The organism is Paludibacterium flexuosum (assembly GCF_037076605.1).
In the GTDB taxonomy this organism is placed as follows: Bacteria; Pseudomonadota; Gammaproteobacteria; order Burkholderiales; family Chromobacteriaceae; genus Paludibacterium.
The window spans coordinates 170172-190380 of sequence record NZ_AP029060.1 but is presented as its reverse complement, the minus strand read 5'-3'; the positions used below and the strand labels follow the sequence as shown (position 1 = coordinate 190380).

At 62.4% G+C, this 20209-nt stretch carries 17 protein-coding genes; 11 read left to right on the top strand and 6 right to left on the bottom strand.

The genetic code is table 11. The features are described 5' to 3' along the window. Nucleotides 1–12: 12 nt before the first annotated feature. The 7 genes from AACH39_RS00835 (at nt 13) to AACH39_RS00805 (ending at nt 7989) form a co-directional block, all read left to right on the top strand. Complete coding sequence (locus AACH39_RS00835; RefSeq protein ID WP_215776710.1) at nt 13–1695, top strand: long-chain-fatty-acid--CoA ligase; 1683 nt, start codon at nt 13–15, stop codon at nt 1693–1695. A 143-nt stretch (nt 1696–1838) separates the two neighbouring features. After that, a complete protein-coding gene (locus AACH39_RS00830; RefSeq protein ID WP_215776712.1) occupies nt 1839–2189 on the top strand; it encodes an arsenate reductase in 351 nt (116 codons plus the stop codon). Next, nucleotides 2186–3313 (top strand): succinyl-diaminopimelate desuccinylase, encoded by a 1128-nt coding sequence (dapE, locus tag AACH39_RS00825; protein WP_215776714.1) that lies wholly within the window; start codon nt 2186–2188, stop codon nt 3311–3313. The genes AACH39_RS00830 and dapE overlap by 4 nt, the downstream gene beginning before the upstream one ends. A 65-nt stretch (nt 3314–3378) precedes the next feature. Beyond that, entirely contained in the window at nt 3379–4011 is a 633-nt protein-coding gene (locus tag AACH39_RS00820; protein WP_215776716.1) for a MarC family protein, read from the top strand. A gap of 174 nt (nt 4012–4185) precedes the next feature. Then, the gene (locus AACH39_RS00815) at nt 4186–5481 is read left to right on the top strand and encodes a C1 family peptidase (RefSeq protein WP_338620696.1); all 1296 of its coding nucleotides are present in this window, start codon (nt 4186–4188) and stop codon (nt 5479–5481) included. A gap of 192 nt (nt 5482–5673) precedes the next feature. After that, nucleotides 5674–7488: a C1 family peptidase gene (locus tag AACH39_RS00810; protein ID WP_338620695.1), complete on the top strand. Its 1815-nt coding sequence runs from the start codon at nt 5674–5676 to the stop codon at nt 7486–7488. A gap of 60 nt (nt 7489–7548) precedes the next feature. Further along, nucleotides 7549–7989 (top strand): LysR substrate-binding domain-containing protein, encoded by a 441-nt coding sequence (locus AACH39_RS00805; protein WP_338620694.1) that lies wholly within the window; start codon nt 7549–7551, stop codon nt 7987–7989. A gap of 7 nt (nt 7990–7996) precedes the next feature. On the opposite strand, the gene recR is transcribed toward AACH39_RS00805, so the two are convergent. Genes recR through hrcA form a run of 5 tightly spaced genes read right to left on the bottom strand, consistent with a single transcriptional unit; the run spans nt 7997 to nt 12997 of the window. Further along, nucleotides 7997–8593 (bottom strand): recombination mediator RecR, encoded by a 597-nt coding sequence (gene recR / locus AACH39_RS00800; RefSeq protein ID WP_215776725.1) that lies wholly within the window; start codon nt 8591–8593, stop codon nt 7997–7999. Then, the gene (locus AACH39_RS00795; RefSeq protein WP_215776728.1) at nt 8593–8931 is read right to left on the bottom strand and encodes a YbaB/EbfC family nucleoid-associated protein; all 339 of its coding nucleotides are present in this window, start codon (nt 8929–8931) and stop codon (nt 8593–8595) included. Before AACH39_RS00795 ends, recR begins: the two co-directional genes overlap by 1 nt. Nucleotides 8932–8934: 3 nt before the next feature. Further along, entirely contained in the window at nt 8935–10881 is a 1947-nt protein-coding gene (gene dnaX, locus AACH39_RS00790) for a DNA polymerase III subunit gamma/tau (protein ID WP_338620693.1), read from the bottom strand. 54 nt (nt 10882–10935) lie between these two features. Beyond that, the gene (gene mltB, locus AACH39_RS00785) at nt 10936–11943 is read right to left on the bottom strand and encodes a lytic murein transglycosylase B (RefSeq protein ID WP_215776732.1); all 1008 of its coding nucleotides are present in this window, start codon (nt 11941–11943) and stop codon (nt 10936–10938) included. Between the two features lie 31 nt (nt 11944–11974). Beyond that, nucleotides 11975–12997 carry a heat-inducible transcriptional repressor HrcA gene (gene hrcA, locus AACH39_RS00780; RefSeq protein WP_215776735.1) on the bottom strand — a complete coding sequence of 341 codons (1023 nt, stop codon included), beginning with the start codon at nt 12995–12997 and terminating at the stop codon, nt 11975–11977. Between the two features lie 283 nt (nt 12998–13280). Here hrcA and recA point away from each other — a divergent pair, with 283 nt between their 5' ends. The 4 genes from recA (at nt 13281) to AACH39_RS00760 (ending at nt 19375) form a co-directional block, all read left to right on the top strand. Then, nucleotides 13281–14336 carry a recombinase RecA gene (gene recA / locus AACH39_RS00775; RefSeq protein ID WP_215776737.1) on the top strand — a complete coding sequence of 352 codons (1056 nt, stop codon included), beginning with the start codon at nt 13281–13283 and terminating at the stop codon, nt 14334–14336. A gap of 3 nt (nt 14337–14339) precedes the next feature. Continuing rightward, nucleotides 14340–14780 (top strand): recombination regulator RecX, encoded by a 441-nt coding sequence (gene recX / locus AACH39_RS00770; RefSeq protein WP_215776739.1) that lies wholly within the window; start codon nt 14340–14342, stop codon nt 14778–14780. Between the two features lie 118 nt (nt 14781–14898). Continuing rightward, nucleotides 14899–17532, top strand: a complete 2634-nt coding sequence (gene alaS / locus AACH39_RS00765; protein WP_215776743.1) for an alanine--tRNA ligase — start codon at nt 14899–14901, stop codon at nt 17530–17532. Between the two features lie 166 nt (nt 17533–17698). Then, on the top strand, nt 17699–19375 hold the full coding sequence (locus AACH39_RS00760) for an ATP-binding protein (RefSeq protein WP_338620692.1): 1677 nt from the start codon (nt 17699–17701) through the stop codon (nt 19373–19375). On the opposite strand, the gene AACH39_RS00755 is transcribed toward AACH39_RS00760, so the two are convergent. After that, on the bottom strand, nt 19347–20105 hold the full coding sequence (locus AACH39_RS00755) for a TSUP family transporter (RefSeq protein WP_215776748.1): 759 nt from the start codon (nt 20103–20105) through the stop codon (nt 19347–19349). The genes AACH39_RS00760 and AACH39_RS00755 overlap by 29 nt on opposite strands. Nucleotides 20106–20209 lie beyond the last annotated feature (104 nt).

Sequence of the window (20209 nt, the reverse complement as noted above, 5' to 3'; positions counted from 1 at the left end):
AGAAGCCTTACGATGGATAAGATCTGGTTGAAAAACTACCAGGCGGGGGTCGCCCACGACATCGACATCAATGAGTTCAAATCGATCGTCGAAGTGTTTGAACGCAGCGTGAAGAAGTTCAGCGATCGTCCCGCCATGGCGAATATGGACAAGATCCTCAGCTATGCCGAGCTGGATGCCTTGAGCGCTCACTTCGCCTCCTACCTGCAACATCAGCTCAAACTGACCAAGGGCGCCCGCGTTGCGGTCATGATGCCCAACCTGCTGCAATACCCGATCTGTGTCTTCGGCGCGCTGCGCGCCGGTCTGACCGTGGTCAATGTCAATCCGCTCTATACCCCGCGCGAGCTGGAGCATCAGTTGAATGATGCCGGCGTCGACACCATCGTGATTCTGGAAAACTTCGCCAATGTGCTGGAAGAAGTCCTGCCGCGCACCAAGGTCAAGCACGTCATCGTGACAGCCATTGGCGACCTGCTGGGCTTCCCCAAGGCGCAACTGGTCAATTTCGTGGTACGCAAGATCAAGAAGATGGTGCCGGCCTGGCAGATCCGCGGCCACATCCGTTTTAATGATGCACTGGCGCAAGGTCGCCGCCAGCCGCTGACCCCCGTCGAGATCGGCCACGAGGACATCGCCTTCCTGCAGTACACCGGCGGCACGACCGGCGTCGCCAAGGGTGCCATGCTGCTGCACCGGAACATCGTGGCCAATATGCTGCAGGCCGGTGAATGGGTGAAGCCGGTCATTCGCGAGGGCGAGGAAATCATCATCACTGCCCTGCCGCTCTACCATATCTTCTCGCTGACCGCGAACTTGATGATCTTCACCGAGGTTGGCGCACTGAATGTCCTGATCACCAATCCGCGTGATATCCCGGGGTTCATCAAAGAGATCAAGAAGTACAAGGTCACCGCGATGACCGGGGTCAACACCCTGTTCAATGCCCTGCTGAACCATCCGGATTTTGCCACGGTCGATTTCTCGACCTGGCGGCTGGCGCTCGGGGGCGGCATGGCGGTGCAGAAGGCAGTCGCCGACAAATGGAAGGCCGTCACCGGCGTGACGCTGGCCGAAGCCTACGGTCTGACAGAGACCTCGCCGGCGGCCTGCATCAACCCGCTGGACATGCCGGCCTATAACGGCACCATCGGTTTGCCGATTCCCTCGACCGAGATCCAGATCCGGGACAGTGAAGGACGCGAGGTGCCGATGGGAGAATCCGGCGAGCTGTGCATCCGCGGACCGCAGGTGATGAAGGGCTACTGGAATCGCCCGGACGAGACCGCCAAGGTCATCGACAGCGAAGGCTTCCTGGCCACCGGCGACATGGCGATGATGACCCCCGAGGGCTACGTCAAGCTGGTTGACCGCAAGAAAGACATGATTCTGGTGTCGGGTTTCAATGTCTATCCGAACGAAATCGAGGATGTGGTCGCCGCCATGCCCGGCGTGATGGAAGTCGCCTGCATCGGGGTGCCGGACGAACACTCCGGCGAGGCGGTGAAAATCTTCGTGGTACGCAAGGACCCGAAGCTGACCGAGGACGATATCAAGCAGTACTGCCGCCACAACCTGACCGGCTACAAGGTTCCGCGCCAGATCGAGTTCCGCGACGAGCTGCCCAAGACCAACGTCGGCAAGATTCTGCGTCGCGCACTGCGTGACCAGGAGGTTGGCAAAGTCGCAGCCTGATCGCTGTTTGTCGCTCTCGCACAAAACACTGGGCCCATGCGGACGGGATATTGCAAAAACCCGACCCCATGGGCCCAAAATCATGTTTCTCGCCGCAGCCGATGATAAGATCATCACTTTGATCGCCACTACCCCCTTGCGCCATGACCATTGTTTACGGCATCCCCAATTGCGCCAGCGTCAAGAAAGCCCGCCAGTGGCTGGAAGCGCAGGGCATTGATTACACCTTCCATGATTTCAAGAAGCTGGGTATCGACAGCGAGCATCTGACACGCTGGGTGTCGGCCTGCGGCCTGGACCGGGTACTCAACCGTAAAGGCACCACCTGGCGCGCACTGTCGGAAAGCGAGAAGAGCGCGGCCGACACGCTGGCCGGGGCACTGACGCTGATGGAAACCCACACCTCGCTGATCAAGCGGCCGGTGATCGTGCACCAGGGGGGCATCCTGCTGGGCTTTGACGCACCCGCCTATCAGGAAGCATTCGGCCGATGAACGATACCCTCTCTCTGGCACAAGCCCTGATCCGACTGCCCTCCGGCACCCCCGACGATGCCGGTTGCCAGGACATGATGATTACCAGGCTGCAGGCAATCGGCTTCCAGATCGAACGCCTGCGCCACGGTCAGGTCGACAATTTCTGGGCCCGGCGCGGCAGCAGCGGCCCGCTGGTCTGCTTCGCCGGCCACACCGATGTGGTACCCAGCGGACCGCTGAATGGCTGGGACAGTCCGCCGTTCGAGCCGACCATCCGTGATGGTTACTTGTATGGCCGCGGGGCGGCCGACATGAAGACCTCGCTCGCGGCGTTTGTCTGTGCCATCGAGCAATTCGTGGCTCAGCATCCGGACCACCCGGGCTCGATCGCCCTGCTGATCACCTCGGATGAGGAAGGCGACGCGGTGGACGGTACGGTGCGAGTGGTCGATGCGCTGCAAGCGCGCGGTGAAAGCATTGATTACTGCATCGTCGGCGAACCGACCTCGGTCGACCGTCTCGGCGATACCATCAAGAACGGCCGTCGTGGCTCGCTGTCCGGCACCCTGGTGGTCAAGGGGCAGCAGGGGCATATCGCCTATCCGCATCTGGCGCGCAATCCGATTCACCTGCTGGCACCGGCGCTGGCCGAACTGGTCGCGACAGAGTGGGACCATGGCAACGCGCATTTCCCGCCGACCTCCTGGCAGGTGTCGAACCTGACGTCAGGCACGGGCGCCAGCAACGTCATTCCGGGCACCGCCGAGCTGCGCTTCAACTTCCGCTTCTCGACAGAGAACACAGCCGAATCGCTGCAGGCCAAGGTGCATGCCATTCTGGACCGCCACGGCCTCGACTACGATCTGAGCTGGTCGCTGTCCGGCAACCCCTTCCTGACCGAGCCGGGCAAACTGACGCAGGCGATGGGCGCCGCGATCCGTACGGTCTGCGGTATCGAGACCGAGCTGTCCACCACCGGCGGTACGTCGGACGGCCGTTTCATCAAGCGCATTGCGCGAGAGCTGGTCGAATTCGGACCGGTCAACGCCACGATCCACAAGCTGAACGAGCGAATTGCGCTACAAGATATCAATCCTTTGACGCAGGTCTACTTTAATACGCTGGAAAACCTGCTGATTTGAGGTATCATCTTGCGCGGCAGTCTTTTCTTACCCTAGACCGCCCAAATTTCTGACAGAAAGACGGCATGGAACTCGAAGTTAGCAAAATTTTCATGGCACTGCTGGTGCTGATCAACCCGCTGTCGGCGGTGCCGATCTTCATCGGCCTGACGCCGCACAGCAGCCAGGCCGAGCGCAAGAAAATCGCCAAGCTGGCCTCGATCACCATTGCCGCGGTGGTTTGCCTGTTCTCGCTGGTGGGCCAGGGCCTGCTGAGCTTCCTCGGCATCAGCATCGGCTCCTTCCAGGTTGCCGGTGGCCTGCTGGTGCTGATGATTGCGCTGGCGATGATGAACGCCCAGGAAACACCGACCAAGACCACCGATGAAGAGCGCAGCGAAGCCGAATCCAAGGCGAATATTGCCGTGGTGCCGCTCGCCATTCCGCTGATGTCGGGTCCGGGTGCGATCTCCACGGTCATCATTTACGCCACGACCGCCCATACCTGGATTGATGTGGCCAAAATCATCGTCAGTGGCCTGATGGTGGCGGTGGTCTGCTACGGCGCCCTGAACATGGCCACCCCGATCAGTCGCGTCCTGGGCAAAACCGGCATCAATATCGTCAACCGGGTCATGGGCATGCTGCTGGCCGCCCTGTCGGTAGAAATCATGGTCGACGGTCTGTACCGGCTCTTCCCTCATCTCGGCGCACACTGATTCCCTTGCGCGCGTGCCTGCCGGCACGCGCCGCCCCGCTCCACTTCAGCACAGACTTCCCGCCGCCTCAACTGGTGCTCCGTACCGTTGTTGACCGACAGCGGCCAGACCATGATCGCGCAGACCGTGCCCGCCATGGTGGCCAAACGGTTCTACGATGGGAGTTCTGTCCTCATGCAAACCTCGATCTCTCGTGTCGGCAAAGCGCTGACACTGCTGCTGTTCGTCACGGCGGCGCATGCCGAGCCGCCGATCAGCGCCACCCAGCAACAAATCAATCAGGCCATCCAGCAGACCGATGCCGGCTGGAGCACCCGGGTATCGCCGGTTTCCGAGCTGCCGCTGGAGCAAAAAAAACGGCTGACCGGCGTCCCGCAGGGTGCACCGCCGGTGATGGCCGGCGTGGAAACGAAACGCTATCAGCCGAGCGCCGGTACGCTACCCGGCCTGTTCGACTGGCGTACGGTCGGCGGGCGCAGCTATGTCACGCCAGTCAAGAACCAGGGGAACTGCGGCAGTTGCTGGGCCTTTGCCGTGACCGCCGCGCTGGAGTCGCGCGCGCTGATCTCGGCCAACACGCCGGGCAAAAACCTCGACCTGTCCGAGCAGATCGTACTGTCGTGCAGTCAGGCGGGCAGTTGCGATGGCGGCTGGCCGCATCTGGCCAACGGCTTTCTCACCCGAACGGGCAACGCCGATGAGGGCTATTACCCCTACAGCGCCGCCAACGGGGCATGCAGCCTGGCGCAAAGTGGCTGGCAGGACGCCAGCTACCGGCTGAAAAGCTGGCAATTCGTTACCCAGGGCCAAACCCCCAGTGTTGATCTGCTGAAGAACGCGCTCTACAACAGCGGACCGCTGGTCACCACCATGCGGGTCTTTAACGACTTTTTCTATTACGGCTCGGGGGTCTATCGTCATGTCGCGGGTGATTATGTCGGCAATCACGCCATTGTAATTGTCGGCTGGAACGATGCGGACCAGGCCTTCATCGTCAAGAACAGTTGGGACACCAGCTGGGGCGAGGCGGGCTTCTTCCGCATTGCCTATAGCGAAATCAGCGGTGATTCGCAATTTGCCACCCAGATGACGCTGGCCGACGGCGAAGTGACCGCCCCCGTCCACCCGCCGGCGCCCCCCGCGCCCACGGTCTTGCTCAGCCCGGTCGGCGACAGTGTGCCGATTCGAACGACGTTCAGCTGGGGCGCTGTGCCCATGGCCGATCGCTATTACCTGTATGTACGTGACAGCAGCGGACGGATGGTATGGCAGACGTCACTGTTGGCCAGTGAAGCAGGTTGCACCACCTCGACCGGGATTTGCCTGTACAAGGCCAGCAACTCACTGAATGCCGGCAGCGACTATCAGTGGCAGGTACTGGCAGCCAACGGCCGTGGCTACAGCCCGTGGAGCCGTGCCACCGCCTTCCGCACCGCCGCCACAGGAAAAGCCGGCGGCGGCCAGGACTAAGGCTACACGGGCAAATCGCTGCCCACCCCACTACAGCAGTCAAATGGGCCGCCGGCAACTGGTTGATTGATCCGTTGCCGCGCCCTGCCCCACTTCCGACACTTCAGCTCAGGCTCCTACGGCGGCGCATCATCCCGATGCCGCCGATGACAGGTGAGCCCGTTGTCTCTCTTCACAGAATGGACCCCGACCATGAAGACTCTTTCCCTGCGCAGCGGGCTGCAGTGCATGCTGCTGACGCTATCGCTGATCGCCTTGCCGGGCTGGGCTGCCGCCCCCGAAGAACCGGCCAGACTGAGCGAGCAGCAAGTTGCCCGTGAGCTGGCCAGCATCCAGCTGGCGATTCGCCAGAGCGGCGCACAATGGCAAGCTCGTGCCACGCCGGTCGCCAACTGGACGCCGGAAGCCAAAAAAAGACTGACCGGCCTCAAGCCAGGCGGCAACAAGACACCGTTCATCAATCCCAAATACCAGCAGCGCAAGCCGGGGCTGGCGGCCCTTCCCGCCAGCTTTGACTGGCGCAACCTGAATGGCCACAGCTATGTCACCTCGGTGAAGAACCAGGGCAATTGCGGCAGTTGCTGGGCCTTTGCCGTGACGGCGGCGCTGGAGTCACGGGCCCTGATCAGCGCCAATACGCCGGACAAGAATCTGGACCTGTCCGAACAGATCGTGCTGTCGTGCAGTGGCGCGGGCGATTGCGGCGGGGGCTGGCCGGATCAGGCCTCTAATTTCCTCAAGTCTCCCGGCAACGCCAGTGAGGCCTACTATCCGTATACCGCCGACAATGGCAGCTGCAGTACCGCGCGCCCGGGCTGGCAGTCGCAGAGCTACAAGATCAACAGTTGGCAGTATGTGGTGCAGAACGCCACCGCCACGGTGGATGTACTGAAGAATGCGCTGTACGCGACGGGTCCGCTGGTGGTCACGTTCCGCGTTTTCAATGATTTTTACTATTACGCAGGCGGGGTCTACCAGCATGTCAGCGGCGACTGGGTAGGCGATCATGCTGTGTTGCTGGTGGGCTGGAATGATGCCGATCAGGCCTTCATCGTCAAGAACAGCTGGGGGGAGAGCTGGGGAACAGCCGGTTTCTTTGAAATCGCCTACAGCGAGCTGGCCAGCGACGTGCAGTTCGGCACGGAAATGGTGCTGGCGGATGGCTCGGTCACCCCGCCCGACTCGCCATGCCAGTTCAAACTGGCGCGCAACAGCGGCACCATGAGCGCCGTGGGCGGCTCCAGCAGCGTCAGCGTCAACAGCAGCAAGACCTGCGCCTGGAGCGCCAGCAGCGACGCCAGCTGGCTGCTGATCACCGCCGGCAGCAGTGGAGCCGGTCATGGCACGGTACGTTACCTGGTCGGCGCCAACCGCAGCACCGACAGCCGTACGGCGCACCTGACCATCGGTGATCAGTCTTTCACCCTCACCCAGTCCGGCAACAAGGCCGGCGTACCGATTTGCAGCCTGAGTGCCGACCCGGCCTTTGTTGGCCGTGGATCGCCCAGTCATCTGAGCGCATCCTGCCAGCCTGCGGCCAGCAGCTACCGATGGAGCGCCAATACTGGCCTGAGCAACACTGACAGCAGTGGCGACGTCACGCCGCAGAATGACACGACCTACAGTGTCATCGGCAGCAATGCGGCCGGCAGCGGCAACAGCGCCACGGTGACCGTGACCGTGGGCGAGCCGGTACCGGTCAAACCGACCGGCCTGCTGGCCCCCACCGGCAACAGCAGCGAGATCAAACCAACCTACCGCTGGCAGCCGGTTCCGGGCGCCACCCGGTATTATCTGAATCTGCGCGAAAACAACGGCCCCACCCTCTATACCGGCCAGTTCTCCCCCGATCAGCTGGGTTGTGCCAGCGGGACATGCAGTGTCACGCCGGATGCGGCACTCAGAAACGGCGGCGACTATATCTGGGTACTGCTGGCGGCCAATCATTCTGGCAGCAGCCCGTGGAGTGAGCCTCAGTCCTTCAGGGTCATACTGAACCGCCCCTGAGGCCTGCAGCTGCCGCCCCTGGGGGCGGCAGCTTCTTCATTGCCAGCGACTGTACGACGAGTGGCTGCTGCCGGTGTGCAGTCCGCACGATGCTGCCCGGCTGGCGCTGGCACAGGGGGTCAAGGCACTGGCCGGGGCGCGCTTTATTCATTGCACCGAATTCATCGACAGCTTGTCCCCGTCCCTGGCGTGGCAACACTGGCGGCACGATCAGGGAGAGACGCTGGAAGTACAGCAACGGCAGACCGTGTTCAATCATATGCCGAGATGGCCTTGCAGGCGGCGGTCAGTGGCATGGGCGTAGCGATGGGACGACGTTCGCTGCAGGCGGAAGCACTGCGCGACGGACGCCTGGTCGTGCCGTTCCCGGCCTGTCCGTCAGGCTATGGCTACGATCAGATTTGTCCGGCAGGGGAAGAGAAACGGCCACGCTTTGCCGCCTTCGCCGGATGGCTGGCGGCACAGGTGGTGGCCGTCCATGAAACAGGCCCGACAGCCTGAACGGCTGTCAGGTCGTACGGCGCTCGTACAGGGCTTGTGCCAGGGTGCCGGGATCGACGTGCTCAAGCTCGCCGCCCACCGGCATGCCGCGCGCAATGCGTGACACTTTGAGGCCGCGCTGCTTGAGCAGTTCGCTGATCATGTGGGCGGTCACCTCCCCTTCGGCGGTGAAGTTGGTCGCCAGAATCACCTCCTCGACCACGCCGTCCTGGGCGCGCAGCAAGAGCTTGTCGAGATTGGCCTCGCGCGGTCCCAGACCTTCCAGCGGCGAGATGCGTCCCATCAGCACGAAATACAGGCCATCGTAGCAACGGGCCTGCTCCAGCATCAGCAGGTCTGCCGGCATCTCCACCACGCACAACTGGTTCTGGCTGCGCTCGGGGTCGGCGCACAGATTGCACAGCGGGGTTTCGCTGAAGGTATTGCAGCGCTCGCAATGCACCAGACTGCTCAAGGCTCGATCCAGCGCCCGCGCCAGTTTCTCCGCGCCGGCCTGTTCGCGCTGCAGCAGGTGGAAAGCCATGCGTTGGGCCGATTTCGGCCCAACGCCCGGCAGTACCTTCAACGCTGCGATCAGTTGATCGAGCGAAGGCGGGTTTTTCATCAGAACGGGAATTTCATGCCCGGGGGCAGGCTGAGGCCATTGGTGAAGCCGGCCATTTTCTCCTGCGAGGTCGCTTCGGCCTTGCGCACGGCATCGTTGATGGCCGCGGCGATCAGGTCTTCCAGCATTTCCTTGTCATCGGCCGCATCGCTGAGCAGGCTGTCGTCGATGGCAACGCGCTTGACATCGTGGCCGCAGGTCATGACGACCTTGACCATGCCGGCACCGGACTGGCCTTCCACTTCGATACGCGCCAGTTCTTCCTGCGCCTTTTTCATGTTTTCCTGCATTTGCTGCGCCTGCTTCATCAAGCCGGCCATACCGCCTTTTCCGAACATTGCTTACGACTCCTGAACGGGTTGAATGGTATCCGTGAGCAGTGTGGCATCAAAATCGCGCACGAACTGCTGAACCACGGCATCGTTTTCCAGTGATTGTCGCGCCGCCGCCAGTTGTGTCTGGCGTTCGCGGGCATCCTTCATGGCCGGGGTTTCCAGGCCAAGATCCTCGACCGAGACGGTCACTTGCAGCGCACTGCCGAAACGCTCGGCCAGCACACTCTTGAGTTTTTCCTGATAGTCGCGCGCCGCGAGGTGGCGAAAGCTTTCCGGCACCGCCAGTGCCAGCAGCTGACCATCGTAGGACTTGAGCATGGCATTCTGTGCCAGCATGCGCGCGGCGCCCATGCGCGGGCCCAGCTCGCCGATCAGGCTGATCCAGTCGCCATCAAACACCGCCGGCACGGACGGCGCTGCCGGCGGCTCGGCCACCCAGTCGTCATCGACCGGTCGGGGGGTGGCCAGCTGGATGTCATCGTCGTCATCCCAGGGCGGGCTGTCCTGCGCCTCGGGTTCGCGCACCGCCGGGGCAGCGGCCACCACAGGGGCCGGTGCAGCAGTCTCCCGCGGAGGCTCGGCGGGTCGGGCGACCGCAGCCACCGGCGCGGTCGGCGGTTCCGCCGCAACGGGTGCGGGTGCCGGTATCGCAGCAGGCTCGGGCTCTTCCGGCGCCGCCGGTTCGGCCGCCTGCTCACGTGCGGCAGGACGGGCGCTGCGTCCGGACAGTTGCGCCAGCAGATCACGTGCCGGGGTCGCCGTACTCGCCGCCGCTGTCGCGGCATGGGCCGCCGGTGCCGCCGGCGCATGGGACGATGACTGGGCGCGCGGGATGGCCGGCGCCGAAGACGTCGCGACTTCGCCCGCATGGCGCGGATGGAAGGCCAGCATGCGCAGCAAGGTCATGGAGAAACCGGCCAGTTCATCCGGTGCCAGCGCCAGGTCTCGACGACCGTGCAGGGCAATCTGGTAATACAACTGAACATCTTCCGGCGCCACGCGCGCAGCCAGCTGGGTCAGCGCCTCTCGCTCCGGTTCGTCCTCGGCAATGGCGGCCGGCACGCTCTGCATCAGCGCCACCTGGTGCCACAGCAGGGCCATCTCGGCCAGGGCGCCATCAAAACCGATGCTGCGCTCGGCCAGCTTGCCGGCTTCCTGCATCAGTCTGGCACCATCCCCCTCGGCCAGGGCCTCGGCCAGCACGAAAAGGTAGCGGCGGTCGACTGCGCCGAGCATGGCACGGACGCCCTCTTCCCGGACTTCACCCACTCCGTAGGCGATAGCCTGGTCAAGCAGCGACAGGGCATCGCGCATCGAGCCGGAGGCGGCGCGGCCAAGCAAAGCCAGCGCCGGGGCCTCATAGCTGACGCCCTCCTGCGCCAGCACGTGCGCCAGATGGCCGGAGACCTGCTGGGGCGTCATATTGCGCAGATTGAACTGCAGGCAGCGCGACAGCACGGTGACCGGCACCTTCTGCGGATCGGTGGTGGCGAGAATGAACTTGACGTGTGCCGGCGGCTCTTCCAGCGTTTTGAGCATGGCATTGAAGGCGCTCTTCGACAGCATGTGCACTTCGTCGATGATGTACACCTTGAAGCGGCCGATGCTTGGCGCGTACTGGGCGTTTTCCAGCACTTCGCGGATGTTGTCGATGCCGGTATTGGAAGCCGCGTCGATTTCCAGCAGATCGACAAAACGACCGGCGTCAATCTGCCGGCATGCCGGACACTCGCCACAGGGCTCGGCCCCGACGCCGACTTCACAATTGAGGCTCTTGGCCAGAATGCGGGCAATCGTGGTTTTACCTACCCCGCGCGTACCGGTCAGCAGATAGGCATGATGCAGCCGCGCATCGGTCAGCGCATTGGACAGCGCACGAACCACGTGCTCCTGGCCGACCAGGTCGGCAAAGCGCTTGGGACGCCACTTACGGGCAAGAACTTGATAGGTCATGGAGGCGGATTCTAATGGCAATTGTCCGGGATGGCGAAATGTTTTCCGGAAAAATCAGCTCGGCTGGTCGGCATACACTGCCGCCACATAGCGCGATTTGATCTCCCGGGCGATTTCCTGGGCCACCTTGGCATACAGCGTGCTCTTGTTGTAACGGGTAATCACATAAAAGTTGTTCAGCCCCAGCCAGTATTCGGTCACCCCAGGCGAGACCTCGAGCGGCACCAGCACCGCCTTCACCGCCGGCGCCAGCGGCACTTCCGGCTTCACGCCCATGCCCGCCAGTTCAGCCACGGTGTAGTGCAGATTGAACTTGTCGGCCACCAGGGCATCGACCTGCGGTCCCGGGGTAACATCGGCGGGAATCAGAATGTCGTCGCCATGGATCCAGCCATGCTGCTGGAAGTAATTGGCCACACTGCCGATGGCATCGTCGGGGTTGTTCCAGATATCGCGATGGCCGCTGTGGTCGAAATCGACCGCCCACTGGCGAAAGCTGGACGGCATGAACTGCGGCCAGCCCATGGCGCCGGCGTAGGAGCCCTTGAAAGTCAGCGGATCGAGGCGTTCTTCATGCGCCAGTTGCAGCAGCTGCGTCAGCTCACCACGGAAATACTCGGCACGGCGCGGATAGTTGAAGCCCAGGGTCGACAGCGCATCCACCACGCGGAAACTGCCGGTATTGCGACCGTAGTGGGTCTCGATGCCCAGAATGGCCACGATCATCTCCGGCGCCACACCGTAGGTTTGTTCGGCGCGGGCCAGCGCGTCGGGGTGGGCCTTCCAGAAAGCGACGCCGTCATTGAGCAGTTTTTCGTTGTAGAAATTGCTGCGGAACTGGTACCAGGGGCGTGAGGTTGCCGGCCGGTCCATGACCTCGATGATGCGCGGCTTGAGTTCCACATTGGCAAACACGGCTTCGAGTTCCGGCCGGGAGAACTGGCCGCCGGCAACCTGCTCGTCGATATAGCGCTGCACGTCGGCTCGTGCGAGGAAGGCGGCATCGGCCCGGGCCAGCAATGGGGCGGCAAGCAGCAGCGCCGCCAGGATTCTTTTCTTCATGGCATCCATTCTCTTAGGTTGGACGAGGGGCCTACTCGCCGAATGACAGGGCACTCGACACCAGGCGCGCGGTAATGTCGACGATCGGAATCACGCGCTCGTAGGCCATGCGGGTCGGTCCGATGACCCCCAGCGTGCCGACCACCTGCCCGTTAATACGGTACGGAGCCGCCACGACACTGCATTCATCCAGCGTCAGCAGGCCGGACTCGTCGCCGATGTACAGACTCACCCCCTGGGCCTCGCGGCTCTGGTTGAGCAATTCGAGCAGTTCGGTCTTGCGTTCGAAGACGTCGAACAGCTCGCGCAGGCGGTTCATGTCTTCGGACAGATCCCGCACATGCAACAGATTGCTGCCTCCGCTGATCATCACCGACTCCTGCGGGGTGCGGGCAGCTTGACGGCCGAAGTCGATGGCGGCCGTCATCAGCTCGGTGATGTCGCGCTGCAGACCCTGCAGCTCGCCCTCCAGCCGCAAGGCGATGCCGCTCAGCCCCAGACCGGCATAATGCTGGTTGAGGAAATTACCGGCTTCGACCAGCTCACCGGGCGCGTAATCACGCTGAGTCTGCAGCAGGTGGTTCTGCACATCGCCATCCAGCGTGACCAGAATCAGCAGCACGCGGCGTTCGGAGAGGCGCAGGAACTCCACCTGGCGAAACGCCACGTCGGGTCGCTGTGGCGTGACCACCACGCCGGCGAAATGCGTCAGTTCCGAGAGCAGCGAGGAAGCGGCATGCACCAGCCGCTGCGGACTGTCCGGCTGCAGCCCCGACTCCAGCTCGCGCACGGCATCGGTCTCCAGCGGGGAAACGGTCAGCAGGCGGTCGACGAAGACCCGGTAGCCCCGCGAAGTCGGGATGCGACCTGCCGAGGTATGCGGCGCGGCAACCAGCCCCATGCCCTCGAGGTCTGCGAGCATGTTGCGGATGGAGGCAGAAGACAGCTCCAGCCCGCTGGCCATGGCCAGCGTGCGCGAACCGACCGGCTGGCCATCGGCGATATACAGCTCGACCAGGGTCTTGAGCAGGCGTTCCGAACGTTGATTCAGCATGCTGTGCATTCTGGCATAACCCTCAAGGCGACAACAGTAGTCTGTCTGCAGAACGGGGGGCAAAATGATTTTGTACGATATCAAGTGACAAATCGATTTTGATTACGTACACTATCATCAATGACCGGGCAAAAGTCTTTGTTTGCAGGAAAAAAGCTTGCCGGTTGAAGACTTAGGTGGTGACGTCCGGCAAAATGGCAAGGCCTGGCCGGTTTCGTTTGTCACCCCCGAGGTTTGTGCGATAATCCGCCCCTTACCGGCAAATACATTTATTGGAGATAGCATGGCAGAGCGTACCGAAGACAAGAGCCGCGCCCTGGCGGCCGCCCTTGCCCAGATCGAGAAGCAGTTCGGCAAGGGCTCGATCATGCGCATGAGCGACAACCAGATTACCGAAAACCTGCAGGTGATTTCCACCGGCTCGCTGGGTCTGGATCTGGCACTCGGCGTGGGCGGTCTGCCGCGTGGCCGTGTGGTCGAAATCTACGGTCCGGAATCCTCCGGCAAGACCACCCTGTGCCTGCAGGTGGTCGCCGAGGCACAGAAACTGGGTGGCACCTGCGCCTATATCGATGCCGAAAACGCCCTCGACCCGGTTTATGCCCAGAAGCTGGGCGTCAAGGTGGAAGATCTGCTGATCTCGCAGCCGGACACCGGTGAGCAGGCGCTGGAAATCTGCGACATGCTGGTCCGTTCCAGCGGCGTCGACGTCATCGTGGTCGACTCGGTCGCCGCACTGGTGCCGAAGGCTGAAATCGAAGGCGAGATGGGTGATTCGCACGTGGGTCTGCAGGCCCGCCTGATGTCCCAGGCGCTGCGCAAGCTGACCGGCAACATCAAGCGCACCAACACGCTGGTGATCTTCATCAACCAGATCCGCATGAAGATCGGTGTGATGTTCGGCAACCCGGAAACCACCACCGGCGGCAATGCGCTCAAGTTCTATGCTTCGGTCCGTCTCGACATCCGCCGTATCGGCGGCATCAAGAAGGGCGAGGAAGTGGTCGGCAACGAAACCCGCGTCAAGGTCGTCAAGAACAAGGTCTCGCCGCCGTTCAAGCAGGCCGAATTCGACATCCTTTACGGCGAAGGCATCTCGCGTGAAGGGGAAATCATCGAAATGGGCGTGCAACACGGCTTCATCGAGAAATCGGGTGCCTGGTACAGCCATAACGGCCAGAAGATCGGTCAGGGCAAGGACAATGTGCGCGAATTCCTCAAGGAAAACCCGGCCATCGCCCAGGACATCGAGCGCAAGGTACGTGAAACCGTGGGGGTCACCATCGCCATGAGCGAAGATGGTGGCGATCCGGAAACGCTGGAAGACAGCGTGCTGTAAGGCATGGAAAAGAGTCTGATGGCGCGAGCCGTCGATCTGCTCTCGCGGCGCGAATACTCGCGCCGCGAGCTTGTTACCCGTCTGCGTCCGCACGCCCAGTCGGCAGAAGAGCTGGAAGACGTGCTGTCGCGTCTGGCAGAACGCGCCTGGCAATCCGACGAGCGCTTCGCCGAACAGTTTTCCCGCAGCAAGGCCGACAAATATGGCAGTCTGCGCCTGCGTCAGGCCATGCGTGAAAAAGGCCTGAGCAACGAACTGATCGAACAGGCGCTGGCCGGTCAGGACGATCTGGCCACTGCCCGCGCCGTCTGGCAGCGCAAATTCGGCACCCTCCCCGCCACTCCGCAGGAAAAGGCACGTCAGCTGCGTTTTCTGGCTTCGCGTGGCTTTCCGCAGGAAATCATCCGCAAAATTCTCGCCGGAAGCCTCGAAGACAGCGAATAACCCTTCGCACGGCTTGCCAGCAGGCGCTCGCCTTGCGAAACTATGGCCATTGCATTCAGGGCAGGTATGGCGGACTCATGCCGCCCCAGCCATCGCCTAACATACTCAGACTAAATCGATGAAAACTGCTGAAATTCGCCAGAAATTCCTGGACTTCTTTGCCTCCAAGGGACACCAGATCGTTCCGTCCAGCTCGCTGGTTCCGGGGGATGACCCGACCCTGCTGTTCACCAACGCCGGGATGAACCAGTTCAAGGATGTGTTCCTGGGCTTCGACAAGCGCCCTTACAACCGCGCCACCTCCTCGCAAAAGTGCGTTCGTGCCGGCGGCAAGCATAACGACCTGGAAAACGTCGGTTATACCGCCCGTCACCATACCTTCTTCGAAATGCTGGGCAATTTCAGCTTCGGCGATTACTTCAAGCGCGATGCCATCCACTTCGCCTGGGAATTCCTGACCAGTCCGCAATGGCTGGCCATCCCGAAGGAAAAGCTGATGGTGACCGTCTACGCCAGCGATGACGAAGCCTTCGATATCTGGGCCAAGGAAATCGGCGTACCGGAAAGCAAGATCGTACGCATCGGCGACAACAAGGGCGCGCCCTACGCCTCGGACAACTTCTGGCAAATGGGTGACACCGGTCCGTGTGGCCCGTGTACCGAGATCTTCTACGATCACGGCGCCCACATCTGGGGTGGCCCACCCGGAAGCCCGGAAGAAGACGGCGACCGCTTCATCGAAATCTGGAACTGCGTCTTCATGCAGTTCAACCGGGATGAAAGCGGCACCATGCATCCGCTGCCCAAGCCCTCGGTCGACACCGGCATGGGGCTGGAGCGCATTTCGGCCGTGATGCAGCATGTGCATGCCAACTACGAGATTGATCTGTTCCAGCAACTGATCAAGGCGGCCGCGCGCGAAACCGGCGTGCCCTTCAGCATGGACGTGCCGTCGCTCAAGGTGATTGCCGACCACATCCGCGCCGTGTCCTTCCTGATCGCCGATGGCGTACTGCCGTCCAACGATGGCCGTGGCTATGTCCTGCGCCGTATTATCCGCCGGGCGATCCGCCATGGTTACAAACTGGGTCAGAAGGGTCTGTTCCTGCACAAGCTGGTCAAGGACCTGGTGCAGGAAATGGGGCACGCCTACCCGGACCTGGCCGCACGCCAGTCCGACATCGAAGACGCGCTGAAGCAGGAAGAACTGCGCTTCTCCGAAACCCTGGACAACGGCATGGCCCTGCTGGAAGACGCGCTGACCAGCGGTCAGCAGCGCCTGGCGGGTGCCACCCTGTTCAAGCTGTATGACACTTTCGGCTTCCCGGTGGACCTCACGGCCGACATTTGCCGCGAACGGGGCATCGAGGCCGATCTCGAAGGCTTCGAGCGCGAGATGGAAGCGCAGCGCGCCCGCGCGCGCGCGGCCTCCAGCTTCAAGATGGTCGGCAATGTGGAATACAACGGCGCCGACACCCGTTTCGACGGCTATGAAAAAGCCAGTGTCGATGCCACCGTGCTGGCCCTGTACAAGGGCCAGGAACAGGTCGACAGCCTGCAGGCCGGGGACGAAGGCATTGTGGTGCTGGACAAGACCCCGTTCTATGCCGAAGGCGGTGGCCAGGCCGGCGATCAGGGCGAAATCTCCATTTCCGGTGGTGTCGGTGCGCTATTCGATGTGGTCGACACTCAGAAGATCCAGGCCGCCGTATTCGGTCACAAGGGCCGTCTGGCCAAGGGTAGCCTGAAAGTCGGCGACAGTGTCGCTGCCACCATCGACCTGCATCAGCGTCAGGCCACGGCCCGCAACCACTCGGCCACTCACCTGCTGCATGCCGCGCTGCGTCATGTCCTGGGCAGCCATGTGGCGCAGAAGGGTTCGCTGGTCAACCATGATCGCACCCGTTTCGACTTTGCCCATGGCGAGGCCGTCACAGCCGCCCAGATGGCTGAGATCGAGCGTGTGGTCAACCATGTGATCAGTGCCAACTATCCGGTGACGGCGAGCAGCATGTCCTACGACGAAGCCATCCGGGCCGGCGCCATTGCCCTGTTTGGCGAGAAGTATGGCGATGAAGTGCGCGTACTGAAAATGGGCGACTTTTCCACCGAACTGTGTGGCGGCACCCACGTCAGCCGCACCGGTGACATCGGCCTGTTCAAGATTGTCAGCGAAAGTGGCGTCGCAGCCGGCGTTCGCCGCATCGAAGCCGTCACCGGCGAAGGCGCTCTGCAGCAGGTACAGGCACAGGATGCCCTGCTGCGCGAACTGGCCCAGCGCCTGAAAGCCCAGCAGAGCGACGAGATCCTGCAGCGCGTCAGCGCCCTGCAGGAGCAGGCGCGTGCGCTGGACAAGGAACTGGCCCAGCTCAAGCAAAAGCTGGCGGCCAATGCCGGCGAAGCCCTGGTGGATCAGGCTGTCGAGATCAAGGGCATCAAGGTACTGGCGGCTGAGTTGCCCGGCGCCGACAGCAATGCACTGCGCGAAACCCTGGACAAGCTGAAAGACAAGCTGAAATCGGCCGCCATCGTACTGGCGGCGGTACAGGACGGCAAAGTGGCGCTGGTCGCCGGAGTCACTGCCGATCTCACCGGCCGCATCAAGGCCGGCGAACTGGTCAACAGTGTCGCCCAGCAGGTTGGCGGCAAGGGCGGTGGCCGTCCGGATATGGCCCAGGCCGGCGGCACCAACCCGGCCCCGCTGGCACAGGCGCTGGCCGGCGTCACCGACTGGGTCGCCGCCAAGCTGTAACCCCTTCTGACTGAGCAGACAACCCGTACCTCCCGGTACGGGTTTTTTTATCCCCCGTCCCCGACCGCTGACACCACCGCGCCGACTTGTCACGACGACCTTTAAGCATATAATTTAAAATAAATCGCTTTTTTAAACAATTCAACCAACACAATCAGGAGTGACCATGCCCCACCATCATGAAGTCAGGGCTGAAGATGCCTTTGATCCGCTCATGTGGCTGGCGTCTTTGAGCGAGCTTCCTTTACCGCTTTTGCTCCTCTCCCTGCTGATGCCGATCGCCGTCATCGTGTTCACCTGCCGCGCTGGCCCACTCCCGCCGTCTGCCGCACCCGCGGCCGGAGCGCCACCCGAGCGCGAACCGGCAAGTGCCGCCATGCAGGCGCTGCTCAGCCATGAAATCCGCACGCCGCTGGCCGCCATCAGCCGTCTGCTGGAGCTGGCGCTGGCCAATCCGGCCGACAAGACCGCCATGATCCAGACGGCCTGGCAGGCCAGCACCGCACTGCTGGCCTTGCTGGATGACCTGATCTCGCAAAGCAAGACACAGCAGCCTGCCTGGCCGTTGTGTCCGGCCCCCTGCCAGCTGGAGGCGCTGTTTGACGAGCTGCAGCAGATTTACCAACCGATCGCCGCCAGCCGCGGGCTCCGCCTCACATTCAGCAAGCAGCTGGCGGTGCCGCGGGTGATACTGGACGCACAGCGCTTGCGGCAGATCCTGCACAACTTGCTGTCCAATGCACTGAAATATACTGCGCACGGCGCGATCTCGGTCCAGGCCAGCAGCCAGCCCGATGGCAGCCAGGGCTGCCTGCTGCAGATCTGCGTGCGAGATAGCGGAATCGGCATGTCGGCACAGTTGTGTGCCGAACTGGATCAGCCCTACCAGGCAGCGGGTGCCGCCGCACGGCAACGGCATGGCGGACATGGCCTTGGCCTGCACCTGAGCCGGCAATTACTGCGTCAGATGGGCGGTGAAATGCGTGTGCAGAGTCTGCCGGAGCGAGGCACGCTGATCCGGCTGACGCTGCCCGTGCCCGTGGACAATACGGCGGGCCCCGTCCGCTCCCCCGCCGAAGGGGCCTGGCTGGCAGGTTATCGGGTATTGCTGGTTGAGGACGAGGTGGCAAACCGGGTGCTGCTGATGCATACCCTGCAGCAGTGGGGGATCGCTGTCACCCCCTGCACGAGGGGCATGGAGGCATTGCGGCAATGGTTGCGTCAGCCATTTCATTTACTGCTGATCGACCGACAGCTGCCGGACCTGAGCGGGCCGACAGTCTGCCGGGTCATCCGGCAGCTGGAACGCCGCCGCGGTTGCGGGCCAACCCAGACCATCCTCGGCATGACCACCGGCAGCGAGCGCTGCCACACCGGTCATCTCTTCGATGCCTGGCTGGAAAAGCCGGTGGCGGCAGAGGACCTGCTGCGCCATCTGCAGGAGGGTCTGCAGCCGATCGAACCAGGGGAAATACTGAATCTGTCGGTACTGGGCAAGCTGATCCGCGGCGACCGCAGTTTCGGCGAACAATTTCTGGCGGCGGCACGACAAAGCCTGCAAAGCGATCTGCAACGACTGAGGCGGGATCAGGCCGGCCAGCGGGAGCAGCTGGCGCAGACCCTGCACCACCTGCAGGGTCTGACGCGGCTGATCTGTACACCCGCCTATATGGCGCCGGTCCAGCAACTGATGCAAAGCATCGAAGCCGGCCAGGATGCCGACATCCAGCGCCAGCTTCCCGAACTCATCCGGACACTGTGCCGCGTCAGCCAGGCCCTGGCGCAATGCCCGCCGCAGCAGGGATGGGCAGCGACTACGCCAGCAGATCGTAACCCAGCTTGAGAATCAGCCCCCCGGTCAGGCAAAGGAACAATTTACGCACAAAAACCGTACCCTGACGGATAGCCAGCCAGCTGCCACTGAGTGCCCCGAGGATATTGCACAGGCCCATGGGAATGGCGTAGCGGTACAGGACATGGCCGGCCGGAATGAAAAATACCAGCGCCGCAATATTGGTGGCCAGATTGACCAGTTTGGCCGAGGCCGAGGCATGGATAAAGTCGAAGCCGTAATAGCGGATGAAGAGGAAAATCAGAAAGCTGCCGGTCCCCGGCCCGAACAGGCCATCATAGAAGCCGATGGCGGCACCGAACAGCAGCGCCATGGCCTTCTCGCGCTGGCCGATCTCGCGCGGCACATGCAGCGCCCCGAAATCCTTCTTTTTCAGGGTATACCAGCCAATCAGCAACATCAGCACCAGCACCATGGGGCGCAGCAGATTCTTCGGCACCATCGACACCGCCGCGGCCCCCACAAAGGCCATGACGAAGGCCGCGCTGGCGGCGGGCAGAATCACCGCCCAGGGCAGGCGTACGCGGCGCAGGTAGCTGCGCGCGGCAAAGGTCGTGCCGAGCGCGGAAACCAGCTTGTTGCTGCCCAGCAGCGTGACCGGCAACTCACGCGGCAGCAGCGTGAAGATCGCCGGAATCTGCACCAGCCCTCCCCCGCCGACGGCTGAGTCAATCAGACCGGCAAAATAGGCAAACACGCACAGCAGGGTCAAAGTCACCATCACACTCTCCGAAACAATGGCGTCAGCTTACTCCGATCGAGCTCCCTGATGTTGCAACAGAAGGTTGCATTTTCTGCAATAATTCACCGAATTGCGCAGGGGGA

Coding starts and splice junctions, on each gene's coding strand:
- AACH39_RS00760 (WP_338620692.1), top strand. CDS start 17,699: ATGCCCCACCATCATGAAGTCAGGGCTGAAGATGCCTTTGATCCGCTC.
- AACH39_RS00830 (WP_215776712.1), top strand. CDS start 1,839: ATGACCATTGTTTACGGCATCCCCAATTGCGCCAGCGTCAAGAAAGCC.
- mltB (WP_215776732.1), bottom strand. CDS start 11,943: ATGAAGAAAAGAATCCTGGCGGCGCTGCTGCTTGCCGCCCCATTGCTG.
- hrcA (WP_215776735.1), bottom strand. CDS start 12,997: ATGCTGAATCAACGTTCGGAACGCCTGCTCAAGACCCTGGTCGAGCTG.
- recR (WP_215776725.1), bottom strand. CDS start 8,593: ATGAAAAACCCGCCTTCGCTCGATCAACTGATCGCAGCGTTGAAGGTA.
- alaS (WP_215776743.1), top strand. CDS start 14,899: ATGAAAACTGCTGAAATTCGCCAGAAATTCCTGGACTTCTTTGCCTCC.
- AACH39_RS00820 (WP_215776716.1), top strand. CDS start 3,379: ATGGAACTCGAAGTTAGCAAAATTTTCATGGCACTGCTGGTGCTGATC.
- AACH39_RS00810 (WP_338620695.1), top strand. CDS start 5,674: ATGAAGACTCTTTCCCTGCGCAGCGGGCTGCAGTGCATGCTGCTGACG.
- AACH39_RS00795 (WP_215776728.1), bottom strand. CDS start 8,931: ATGTTCGGAAAAGGCGGTATGGCCGGCTTGATGAAGCAGGCGCAGCAA.
- recA (WP_215776737.1), top strand. CDS start 13,281: ATGGCAGAGCGTACCGAAGACAAGAGCCGCGCCCTGGCGGCCGCCCTT.
- AACH39_RS00755 (WP_215776748.1), bottom strand. CDS start 20,105: ATGGTGACTTTGACCCTGCTGTGCGTGTTTGCCTATTTTGCCGGTCTG.
- AACH39_RS00835 (WP_215776710.1), top strand. CDS start 13: ATGGATAAGATCTGGTTGAAAAACTACCAGGCGGGGGTCGCCCACGAC.
- AACH39_RS00815 (WP_338620696.1), top strand. CDS start 4,186: ATGCAAACCTCGATCTCTCGTGTCGGCAAAGCGCTGACACTGCTGCTG.
- recX (WP_215776739.1), top strand. CDS start 14,340: ATGGAAAAGAGTCTGATGGCGCGAGCCGTCGATCTGCTCTCGCGGCGC.
- dnaX (WP_338620693.1), bottom strand. CDS start 10,881: ATGACCTATCAAGTTCTTGCCCGTAAGTGGCGTCCCAAGCGCTTTGCC.
- dapE (WP_215776714.1), top strand. CDS start 2,186: ATGAACGATACCCTCTCTCTGGCACAAGCCCTGATCCGACTGCCCTCC.